Annotated in this window: 10 protein-coding genes; 9 read left to right on the top strand and 1 reads right to left on the bottom strand. The window is 49.1% G+C overall.

Translation table 11 applies throughout. From position 1 onward, the window contains the following. Nucleotides 1-7 precede the first annotated feature (7 nt). Entirely contained in the window at nt 8-1,999 is a 1,992-nt protein-coding gene (locus tag MCB1EB_RS03965) for a hypothetical protein (protein WP_126353870.1), read from the bottom strand. Between the two features lie 212 nt (nt 2,000-2,211). On the opposite strand from MCB1EB_RS03965, the gene ilvA reads away from it, so the two are divergent. The 9 genes from ilvA to MCB1EB_RS03920 all read left to right on the top strand — a co-directional run bounded on the left by ilvA (nt 2,212) and on the right by MCB1EB_RS03920 (nt 11,420). Continuing rightward, entirely contained in the window at nt 2,212-3,735 is a 1,524-nt protein-coding gene (gene ilvA, locus MCB1EB_RS03960) for a threonine ammonia-lyase, biosynthetic (protein ID WP_045362819.1), read from the top strand. A 7-nt stretch (nt 3,736-3,742) separates the two neighbouring features. After that, complete coding sequence (gene queF, locus MCB1EB_RS03955) at nt 3,743-4,567, top strand: NADPH-dependent 7-cyano-7-deazaguanine reductase QueF (protein WP_045362821.1); 825 nt, start codon at nt 3,743-3,745, stop codon at nt 4,565-4,567. Between the two features lie 171 nt (nt 4,568-4,738). Then, a complete protein-coding gene (gene sctU / locus MCB1EB_RS03950; RefSeq protein WP_026920851.1) occupies nt 4,739-5,809 on the top strand; it encodes a type III secretion system export apparatus subunit SctU in 1,071 nt (356 codons plus the stop codon). Between the two features lie 5 nt (nt 5,810-5,814). Beyond that, nucleotides 5,815-7,869: a type III secretion system export apparatus subunit SctV gene (gene sctV / locus MCB1EB_RS03945; RefSeq protein ID WP_045362824.1), complete on the top strand. Its 2,055-nt coding sequence runs from the start codon at nt 5,815-5,817 to the stop codon at nt 7,867-7,869. Nucleotides 7,870-7,881: 12 nt separating this feature from the next. Beyond that, nucleotides 7,882-8,508, top strand: coding sequence for a type III secretion system protein SctP (gene sctP, locus MCB1EB_RS03940; protein ID WP_052393740.1), 627 nt, complete (start codon nt 7,882-7,884; stop codon nt 8,506-8,508). A 63-nt stretch (nt 8,509-8,571) separates the two neighbouring features. Then, a complete protein-coding gene (sctQ, locus tag MCB1EB_RS03935) occupies nt 8,572-9,723 on the top strand; it encodes a type III secretion system cytoplasmic ring protein SctQ (protein ID WP_045362827.1) in 1,152 nt (383 codons plus the stop codon). Further along, on the top strand, nt 9,707-10,357 hold the full coding sequence (sctR, locus tag MCB1EB_RS03930; protein WP_026920855.1) for a type III secretion system export apparatus subunit SctR: 651 nt from the start codon (nt 9,707-9,709) through the stop codon (nt 10,355-10,357). Before sctQ ends, sctR begins: the two co-directional genes overlap by 17 nt. Before the next feature lie 11 nt (nt 10,358-10,368). Continuing rightward, nucleotides 10,369-10,632: a type III secretion system export apparatus subunit SctS gene (gene sctS / locus MCB1EB_RS03925; protein ID WP_026920856.1), complete on the top strand. Its 264-nt coding sequence runs from the start codon at nt 10,369-10,371 to the stop codon at nt 10,630-10,632. Next, nucleotides 10,629-11,420 carry a hypothetical protein gene (locus MCB1EB_RS03920; RefSeq protein ID WP_045362830.1) on the top strand — a complete coding sequence of 264 codons (792 nt, stop codon included), beginning with the start codon at nt 10,629-10,631 and terminating at the stop codon, nt 11,418-11,420. Before sctS ends, MCB1EB_RS03920 begins: the two co-directional genes overlap by 4 nt. Nucleotides 11,421-11,548 lie beyond the last annotated feature (128 nt).

Below are 11,548 nucleotides of genomic sequence, written 5' to 3'. Positions count from 1 at the left end.
GTATCGTTCACTTTGCGTAAAAGATACCTAACCCCACTTCCGCCTCTTCCTCTTCTTCCTCTGGTATTCCTGGTAGGCCTTTCGAAGAAGGCGGCGCTTCTTCTGCCATCAATGTTTTAAGTTCATCTGAAGTAAATTGAACAAACTGCGCACCCGTCTCAAACCAATGCTCAAAATGGTCATCTTCTACTTCTTTCCATAAGGGTTGATCGCCTACCATGGCGTATTTATACCATTTATTATCTTGTTCAGAATAGCGAAATAGGATTAGGAAACAAAATTCATAATCATTTTTTTGAAAATCCTCAACACCCTCAACATTTTCAGATTCAATATCGAATTCAGTTACTAATAATACCCTTTCAGCATTTTTCGCAAGGTTATATTCATTTAATGCGACAAATTCTTTCTCCAAAAATTTCGGCTCGGGTAGCCCCTCAAAATACATCTGCAATTTAAATTTCTCTTCAGAATCATTTGAAGATAAAGAATAACTTTCGCCAAATAGAGAATAACTAGTGGCAAGCCTATCAAAAACATTTGATTTTAGATCATGATATGAATTAATAAAATTAGAAATTTTAAATTTTTCTTCCTGCTGAATAGGCGGGAGAGAAGGTGCAGCGATTGGTCCCGAAGAGGCAGTATAAGCGGGAAGAGAGTCACGTCTAGGAGGAAGATTTTCGTAACTCTGCATTATAGAATTATAAACTGACGAAGGTCGCCACACTTCGGAAATTTTGTCCGCCGAAGAATGCTCCGTATTAGCCTTAAGATTAGAAGTGAGCAAGGCAGCTGCCGTTGCTTTCGGACTAATAGGAGGAGAAGAATAATATCTTGTATGGCGCTCTACCGGTTGGTTTGCGTAATTAACTTCAATAGAGCGACGACGTTCTTTGGGACTTAGTCCGGAAACATTAGAAATAGGTGAGGTAGGGGATATTGGACTAGGAGAGGAACAACGCCTAGCAAGAAGTTCTTTCTCTGGGACTGGGAGACGATCCCTAATAAAATTATAATAATCGGAGGGGAGTGCTCCAGAACTCTCTTTTATCGAAGACGGAACTACATTAGACTTAGAAATAGATGTAGGTGGCGATGGAAATGTGCTTATTAACTCATCAGAAGTTACACTAGAAGGCCGAGAACCAACAGCAGGATTTGATGAACTCTGGAGGGTACCAGTCAATATCTCAGGGGATCCTACGATATCCTCTCCCTTTAGAAATTGCTTAGTAGAAATGCCAAGTACAGGTTTGGCAGGAGAAATTGTTGGGTCACTAAAACGGCTCTTAAGAGAGGAAGTATTCCCAACAGCCAGATTTAATAAGCCCGAGTGCTTCTTAGCCAACTCCTCAAGCTTCTCTACGGAACGCTCGTTCTGATTTGGCAGAGGTGTGACAGGAGTGGTTGCTGATTCACTGGAAAAACTCGCAAGAGAGAGATTATTATCAACCGTATGACTGAATGAGCTCTGGTAACTTCTATCTGGCGTCGCAGGCGATCCCACAGACTTCGCACTTGCTGAAAATTGATCCCCAGAAGTTCCCGGAAAAGGAGAAAGAGGCGGTGTTAGGCTGCCCTCAAGAGAAAATTTCTTCTCAGCAACAGAACTTGTCACAAACAATCCATCGGAATTCGTACTTGCTGAGGATTCATTCGAACTGACCAGCGGAAATGAGGCATGCGGTTTTGGTGAAGGAGGCGGTGTTAGGCTGCTCGCAAGAGAAGATTTCCTCCCAGCAACAGGACTTAATAAGTTCGCGTCGGTTTTACTTACCCCCGCGGACGACACCGCGACATTCTCGTTCGCTGGCGATGGAACCACAACAACGTTCAACAGCGGCGAGTCCAAAGGTAAAACAGAAGTTAATAAGCTCACTTGCTCTTCATTTTGCACATGAGGCGGATTTCCCGCAGACGTCGACGCATACTCATCGCCCTCTCCGCAAGCAACCGCACCGAAGCATAGAATAGCCACAATCATAGATGATTTCATCTAATTTCCCTCCTCGTTTTTAACTACGTCTAATAATTATTTAACTAACCTAAGGCCATCAAGTCGATAAGAATCGTACTGATAGACTTACCCTTCATTTTTTAGTTTATTGAATAACTAACTTCGGCTAATTTTACTATAAAGCTGGACTAAACCAACACTTCAGCCATTTAGCGTTATGATTGCTGGTTTTCATCAGCACTCAAACTGATATGTCTGCCCCTGACTACCTAAAAAAGATCCTCACCGCCCGCGTCTACGATGTAGCGCGCGAAAGCGAGCTCGAGTATGCAAGAAATTTGTCCGCGCGGCTCGCCCAACGAATTTACCTTAAGCGCGAAGACAAGCAATCGGTGTTTTCCTTCAAGTTGCGCGGTGCTTATAACAAGATGGTGCAATTGTCGCCTCAAGAGCGCGCGCGCGGTGTGCTTGCCGCCTCAGCGGGCAATCATGCGCAAGGCGTGGCGCTGGCGGCGGCTCAACTTGGCTGCCCTGCCGTGATTGTGATGCCCGTCACCACGCCCGAAGTCAAAATCAATGCCGTGCGCACCCATGGCGGCTCAGCCGTCGAGGTTATTCTCACTGGAGATTCGTTTAGCGATGCTTATGAATACGCGTTAAACATTCAAAATGAACGCGGTTTGACCTTGGTTCATCCGTTTGACGATCCCGACGTGATTGCCGGACAAGGCACTGTGGCGATGGAGATTTTGCGCCAACACCAAGGCCCTCTGGATGCAATTTTTGTGCCGATTGGCGGCGGTGGGCTGATTGCTGGAGTCGCGGCTTACGTCAAGGCACTGCGACCAGAAATCAAGGTGATTGGTGTGCAAACCGATGATTCACCCGCCATGGCGCACTCATTAGCTCAAGGCGAGCGAATTATCCTGAACGAAGTGGGTTTATTTTCGGAGGGCACCGCAGTTAAACAAGTAGGAGCCGAGACTTTCCGCTTATGCCAAGCCTATGTCGATGAAGTGATATTGGTCAATACAGACGCGTTATGCGCCGCGATCAAAGATATCTTTGAAGACACCCGTAGCTTACTGGAACCGGCCGGCGCGCTTGCGCTTGCTGGGCTTAAAGTGTATGCCCAACGCACCGGATGCAAAAACGCAACGTTTGTCGCGATTGCTTCAGGCGCTAATATGAACTTCAATCGGATGCGCTATGTCGCTGAGCGCGCAGCGGTAGGTGAAGTGCGCGAAGCGGTTTTTGCAGTGACCATTCCTGAAGAACGGGGCAGTTTTAAGCGTTTTTGTTCCGTCATCGGCCAACGTAGCGTGACTGAATTCAATTATCGCATTGCCGATGCGCATTCGGCGCATATTTTTGTCGGCGTGCAAATCAGCCAGCGCGAGGAACGGGAAGTGATTAGCGCAGCTTTGACTCAGCAAGGTTTCCCAAGCCTCGATTTAACCGGGGACGAACTATCTAAGCAGCATATCCGCCATATGGTCGGCGGCCATTCGCCGCTCGCTGGCAATGAACGCTTATACCGTTTTGAATTTCCCGAACGGCCCGGCGCGTTAATGAAATTTTTATCTTCCATGGCCCCCAACTGGAACATCAGTCTTTTTCATTATCGCAATCAAGGAGCGACTTACAGTAGTATCTTGGTCGGTCTGCAAATACCCGATGCTGAATCTGACGCATTCCAGCAGTTTTTAGTCACGCTTGGGCTGCCGCACTGGGATGAAAGCGCAAACCCCGCCTATCAGTTATTTTTAAGTTAAGCTACGCATGAATCCGCACCAATCTCCACTTGGCCAAGCCACCCAATATAATACGCAGTACGATGCTAAACTGCTCTTTCCGATTGCGCGCCAGCCGATGCGCGAGCAAATGGGCCTCTGCGCAACCTTGCCTTTTTTGGGAGCCGACATTTGGAACGCTTATGAGCTCTCTTGGCTGAATGAGCGCGGCAAACCTCAGATCGCTCTAGCGCGCATCATCATTCCAGCCGATTCACCGAACCTGGTCGAATCCAAATCGCTTAAGCTATATCTAGGCTCATTTGCCCAAACAAAATTTGCTTCAGCAGATCAGATCCGCACTCTAATGGGCGAGGATTTATCTGCGCTATGCGGCATGCCAGTATCGGTTTCTCTGACCTCACCCGCGGCTTTTGCTACCGTGCCACGGCAAGAACTAGATGGCTTATTGCTCGATCGGCTTGAGCTTGACATTGAACAGTATCAGATCGCGCCTGAGTTATTATCTGCACACTTTAACCAAGCCGCTATCGAAGAAACGCTGGTCTCTAACTTGCTGCGATCAAACTGCCCAGTCACCGGCCAACCTGACTGGGCCAGCATTCAGATTCGCTATGCTGGCGCGCCGATTGAGCATGCCGGATTATTGCGCTATCTAGTGTCTTATCGGCTACATACGGGCTTTCACGAACAATGCGTTGAACGCATTTTTATGGACTTGATGCAAATGTGCCGCCCCACGCAACTCGCCGTCTATGCGCGCTATACGCGTCGTGGCGGGCTTGATATTAACCCTTTTAGAACAAATTTTAATCAACCTTTGCCAGACAATATGCGCACCGCTCGTCAATAACGCCGTCGCTCTTTATGCTTTAGCAACCCTAACTGCTTCTTTAATTAATGCACTTTTTCGCATCCTTTTCGGAAGTGTGACAGGCGCCGGCTATGCTGCTCGCAATACATAAAGATTTTTCGAGGTCGTCACTTTTAGCAGGCGATCGCGAAAATACTCGGCGAGTCAGGTATGAGCGAAGAAAAAAACCAAGAACCGACAGACAAGCGATTGCGCGATGCGCGCGAGCGCGGCGATGTTTATAAAAGTACCGATTTGACCGGCGCAGTCACGTTGTGCGTCACCCTCCTGTTATTAATGTCCATGCAGCCGCTATTGAGCAAAGGCGTGCAAGGCATGGTCATGGTTGCGCTCGATTTTATCGATGGTGATCGCAATCTGGTCAATTTGATGATTGCGGTACAAAAAATTGGCATTTACTCTCTTTATGGGCTTTTGCCTTTTTTACTGTTCCCGGTCCTCACCGCGATATTAACTCTATTGCCGCAAGTGGGTTTCGGGCTTTCCTTCGAGCCCGTCACACCCAATTTTGATGCGCTGAATCCAGGCAATGGATTGCAACGCATGTTTTCTCTTAAAACCGTGCTGGAGCTCGTCCGCTCTTTACTTAAAGCGGCTTTAATCGTCTTTGTGATGTGGAAAGCCATCCTCATGGTGCTCCCTCTGATTGCGGCCTCAATCGCACAACCTTTAATCACCATCTTGCAAGTGTCTTGGCAAGTGCTGCTCAAAGTCTGCGCGATCGCGGCTGGGCTTTTTTTAGTGATCGGCTTACTTGACCTCAAATTACAAATCTGGCTTTTCATGCGTAAGCACCGGATGAGTGAAACCGAAATCAAAAATGAATACAAAGAAATGGAGGGAGATCCACATATAAAAGCGGAACGTAAAGCCATCGCACGCGAAATTGCTTTTTCCCCAAGCCTTAAGAAAGCGATTAAGTCGTCCAACGCGGTGCTGGTTAACCCAACTCATTATGCTGTGGCCATCCAGTACGCGCCCAAGGAACACGGGCTGCCGCTCGTGGTTGCCAAAGGGATGGATGCCTCAGCCGCGCTGATACGCAAAATCGCCCGTGAGGAAGGTGTACCGATCATCAGTAACCCACCGCTCGCCCGCGCGCTGTATAAAATCCAACTGCAAAGTGCCGTGCCAGAAGAATTGTTTGAAGTTGTGGCGGCTATTTTGCGTTGGGTTGATGGTGTTGCGGCAAAGCGTAACGTAACGCCTTCAATTCATTGACGACCATGCTTAAATCTCTAAAACTTCCAGCGTTTGGTGAAGTCGGCATTGCACTGCTTATTATCGCGATTATTTCGTTGATGATCCTGCCGCTGCCGCCAATGTTAATTGATGGCTTACTGGCAATTAATATCTCTATCAGCGTCACGCTCCTGATGGTGACCATGTATATCCCCAATATCGTTTCTTTATCATCGTTTCCCTCTCTCCTATTATTCACCACGCTGTATCGGCTCGCCCTGAATATTGCTTCAACTAAATCCATTTTGCTGCACGCAGATGCCGGGCACATTATTGAAAGCTTCGGCCAACTCGTAGTCGGCGGCAATTTAATGGTGGGCATGGTGGTGTTTATTATTATTACGACCGTGCAGTTTATTGTGATCGCCAAAGGCTCTGAACGGGTGGCTGAAGTCAGCGCGCGTTTCACATTAGATGCGATGCCCGGTAAACAAATGAGTATTGATGCCGATTTACGCGCGAATGCGATTGATGCGGATGAAGCGCGCAAACGGCGTGCTGCACTGGCTATGGAAAGTAAACTCCATGGCGGGATGGACGGCGCCATGAAGTTTGTAAAAGGCGACGCGGTGGCCGGTCTTGTCATCACGCTGATTAATATCATCGCGGGGATCATTGTCGGAATTACCTACCATGATATGGAAGCTGGCGAAGCAGCCAATCGTTTCTCGGTTTTATCGATTGGCGATGCCATGGTCTCGCAAATTCCCTCTCTGCTGATTTCCGTGGCTGCGGGGGTGATTATTACGCGGGTTGCCGATGACCTGAAACCGGAAGCTGAATCGCTTGGCGATGAAATCGGCCGACAACTATCCAGTAGCTCACGCGCCTTGTACCTCGCCAGCCTTTTACTATTAGGCTTTGCCCTCGTGCCGGGTTTTCCAGCAGCGCTCTTCGTAATAATTGCCATCATCCTCTCGCTAACCGGTTATAAATTAAGCAAACGTCAGTTCAATCGCGTAGAAGGGGTCAATAGCGAGCCGGTTCCGTCCATGCAGCGCGCCGGGGATCGCGGCGACGCCCCCTCTATTTTGCCTCACGCACCCTCCTTTACCAGCCCAGTTGGAGTACGCTTAGCGTTTGATTTAGCGGCGCGCTTGGCTCCGCAACAGCTTGAAAAAGCTTTTAATACTGAACGCAAAAAGCTCCAAGAAGAACTTGGCCTGCCCTTTCCTGGCATCACCATGTGGCGCGCCGAAACTTTACCCTCGCAAACCTATGAAATTTTGCTGCACGATGTGCCGCAAATACAAAGTTCTCTCCCAGTTGGCAAAGTGATGCTGCTTGACCCTGAAAACACTCCAGAAATGCGTGAAAATTGTGAGGCGCTTTCTGATATTGGCGGCGTCGCGACCAGCTACTGGCTCAGCACAGCCGAAGCCAATTCTCAAACCAAAACGCAAAACATTGAATCGGTGATTGCGCATCATGTGATTGCACTCATGTACAAACATGCCAATCTTTTCATTGGCATCCAAGAAACCCAATGGATACTCGATCAGCTGCAAGCCAGTCATCCAGGAATTGTGGCTGAGGTGCAAAAAGTTTTGCCGCCGCAACGGATTGCTGAAGTACTACGGCGCATGCTTGAAGAACACGTGCCCATCCGCAATGTTCGCAATATTATGGAAAGCCTAATCCATTGGGGCCCCAAAGAAAAAGATTTGCTGTTGTTAACGGAATATGTGCGCGGCGACCTATCTAGCTTTATGGCCTATCGCGCAGGCAAAGGCGCTAAGCAACTTGCAGCGATTCTTTTTGAGATGTCCGCTGAGCAGCATATCAGACAAGCGATTAAACAAACGCCTACGGGCAATTATTTAGCCCTGCCGCCTGAGCATGTACAACACTTTATTACTAAAATTAAACGCATCGCTGGCGCTGAGCCACGCGACGATGTCGTCTTAGTCACCTCGATGGATATTCGTCGCTATATCCGCCGCATGATCGAAAATCATATCAGTTGGCTGCCCGTCTATTCGTATCAAGAGCTTGGCGAGCACATCAATTTACAACCCATAGGGCGCATCTCCGTGTAAAGGAGGGCAACCATGAGCCGCATCGATATAAAATCAATTCGCATATATAGTGAAGCGCCCGCTAGCAAAGACCCTCTGCGCCAGCGGCGCAAGTTAAACTGGCTTGAACTGATGCGCCGCGGCACGCCGCAACATGAGGTTTTGCTGGACTCGGTAGAGTCCGCAACCGAGCTGGCTCAGTTTGACCCAGAAGACCCGCCGTCTACGGATACCGCCGCTGACCAAGAGCCGCCCCTAGATGACGCGCCGCCCGCCAGCGATGAGACGACGATAGCCGAAATCCCTTCAGCTTGGCTCAGCGCGCCGCCTGCGCCCGTCCCTGCTCCAAAGCGGCTATCGCTTCCAGAGACCGGACCGATTGCCTATCTTGTGTCCCGCATCACACAATTGTGCAACGACCCAGCGATTCATAGCGCGGGTAATTGGGAAATGCAAATCCCCCTCCTCAAACCTGAATTGTTGCCCAATACCACGCTTTTCTTATCTCTTTCGTATTTCGCGCTTTCTCTTCGTTTTGAAATTGCCGACCTCGCAACGAAAGAACTAATCTGCTTATATTGCGACCCACTTAAGAATCGATTGACTGAATTAATGGCTAAAAGAACACCAGCGCGTGAGGTTAACATCGTTATTTGGTGACATCCAAGCGCTGGACCCGATAACCTTCGGCCGTTGCCGTTGTTTACATGGCATTGAAGCACCATGAAACAGACGTTTACCCACTCAGAGCAAAGCGCCGCCCGCCCGCTACTAGGGCTCTTGCCGACGATGACACCGCTTAGAGCGCGCTTGACGCGGCTCCTGACTGACGCGCGGCTAGCCAGGCGCTTAGCGTACACCGCCGGCGTACAGCAACTGCGCTTTGCTTCTGACAATCCACTAGAAAGCCACCCGCTTAGGAATGCGCCCTACGGTTCACTACGGGTATTACATGAAACGGGCGCCACGCAGGCTTGGTTTGAACTGACGCCTTACCCCGCGCTTGAGATTGTCGCTGCCAGCCAACTGCCCGCTAGCGACGAAGCGGCTACTGCATTGTACAGCGCAGTAGCCGAAACCCTGCTAGCGCCTGCCGTCCAAAAATTACAGGCCTATGGACTTCAAGACATCGGTTTTGATAGCTTCGCTAAACAAAATGCAAGCGAGATCATGCGCGATCGGTTTGTGCGGTTTCGCTGTCATATCGATGCTGCCGAGAGCTCTTTAAACCACGAACTTTTCTTTGGCCTGGACGCTGACCAGCTCGATACCGCTTTCTTAAGCAGACTGGAAGCGCTGCTGAGCGGTGAATCCATATCCCTGCGCGCTTCATTTGCTGCACTCCGCATCCCTGGCCGCGCGCTGCTGGGCACTCAATCGGTCAAGATTGGCGTTCTGCAAAACTTAAAACCGGGCGATATTTTACTGAATGGCATCACCCCGCACTATCAAACACTGCTCAGCCCTCATCCGGAAACCGTAGCGCTTGAATTATTTTGGGGTACCTCCGGCATGAAGGCGCTCACCGTCACCGGTTCGCTTACAGATCAAACTCTAACTATTCAGGAGACGCCAGTTATGATTCAGCAAATCGCCCCTTCGACTGCCGATGCTGGCGACTTGGAGAACCCAACCGATCTAAGTCAGCTCGAAATGCCGGTGCGGTTAGAGATTGATACGCTTAATCTCTCGCTCGCGCAATTAAACGCGCTCCAACCGGGCTACGTGCTCGAATTGCCAATCCCTCTTGCTGAAGCAACTGTGCGTTTAGTCACGCACGGCCAAACCATCGGTTTGGGAGAAATGGTCGCGGTTGGGGAACATATTGGCATCCGCATTACTCAAATGGCTGAGGTCGATGATGCAACTCACTGATCTGAATGGGTTATTACTCGTTATTCTAGCTATCGGCATTTTGCCTTTTGTCGCCATGGTTGTAACTTCATATACCAAAATCGTGGTCGTGCTTGGCCTGGTGCGTAATGCATTGGGGGTTCAACAAGTGCCCCCCACCATGGTCTTAAATGGGATTGCGATGATTGTATCGTGCTATGTCATGGCGCCAATTGGTATGTCTGCCTTACATAATATGCAGGCAGAACCCTCCGCCCAACAAAGTACGGCGGCAGTGATACAAATTGCTAGCGCAGCGCGTGAGCCATTTCGGCAATTTTTGCAAAAACATACGCGTGAACGAGAAAAAACTTTCTTTCTGCGCTCGGCAGCCGCCATCTGGCCTAAAGCTGCGGCTGAACAGTTGAAAGCCAATGATTTAATCGTCCTAGCTCCCGCTTTTGCACTCAGCGAACTCACCGATGCCTTCAAAATTGGTTTTTTACTATATATCGCGTTTGTTCTAGTGGACATCATCATTGCCAATGTACTGATGGCCATGGGGCTAAATCAGGTTAACCCGACGAATATTGCAATCCCTTTCAAGCTTCTGTTATTTGTTGTGATGGATGGCTGGTCAGTGTTAATTCACGGGCTGGTTCTGACTTACCGCTAAGGGAGTACTTTATGGAAATCCAGAATATTATTCGGCTCACCACAGACGGCATGCTCCTTGGGCTATATCTGTCGCTGCCGATTATTTTAGTCTCCGCCGTAGTAGGGTTATTAATCACGTTCTTGCAAACGGTGACATCGTTACAAGATCCCAGCATATCGCATGGCGTCAAGTTAATCGCTGTCACTATTGCACTGATTATTAGCGCGCCTTGGGCAGCTTCATCCCTACTCCGTTTTGCTAACCAAACTATGTTAACTGCCTTTCCACAATGAACCATCGTATTAATCAATCTTCGTCGCCTCCTGTTAATAGTGGGGAGCCTCTTGCCCAAGCGCAGCAAACTGACAGAGCCGTCACGACTCGTCAAATGCAACAGCGCCGGTTTTTCGCTCAACACAAAGGTGCATTTTTTAGGACTACTCGTTCGTCGGTTGGTAAATCAGCTAATTCGCGTAGTATGCCTCCGCGCCGCCCGCTGCCTCAGACGAATCAACCCGTACTCAATGCCAACCAGCATTTGCCGATAGCCACGCCGCATTTAGCCGTATCGCGCGATGGCGGCGGCCAAGGCCGAGGACAATCACACCAAGAGCAACAGGAGCAAAAGCGCAAAAAAGAAAATAGCTCAATCCAAGCTAAACGCAAGATAGGGTATAGTCAAGCAGCCAAGTTTAGCTATCATGCAGAGTCCGAATCGAGTACATCTGGCGCAGTGACTAGTGTTAGAGCGCTGGCCAGGCAGGAAGAAAAATCACAAGAAGAAACGCCCACGCAGTCAAAAAATCCTGATGCATACGGTGTCGCAAAAACTTTGTCTCCTGCCTCCAACCTTGCTCAAGTCCGAGAACTATTAATGAAAAATGCGCCTAAAGAAAATCGCAAGCTTGAAGATATACCGATTGCGGAGCAGCATAAAAATCTGCTAGCTCCCCTCACGTTACTACCTCCGCCATTACGGAAAACTGACCCATTGAAGGAAGCTGCACTAAGAAAAGCGCGCGAAAAAATGTTTACCCATCGCGGCAGTTCTATTCCAAATCATGCTGCACCAGCAGCATAGACATGCATCGCAAGCTGGATAAACCCACTCTCTAATTTATCCCAGCCGCATTCTCCGCACCCTCCCCCACACGAAAAAAATTGCTATGAGGCTCAAACAAAAAACGTTTGAGCCAACTTTTATGTTTT

Origin of the sequence: Mycoavidus cysteinexigens, from assembly GCF_003966915.1 — a bacterium.
GTDB lineage: Bacteria > Pseudomonadota > Gammaproteobacteria > Burkholderiales > Burkholderiaceae > Mycoavidus > Mycoavidus cysteinexigens.
Note: the sequence above shows the minus strand (reverse complement) of the source record. Positions and strands in the feature narration are given on the sequence as shown.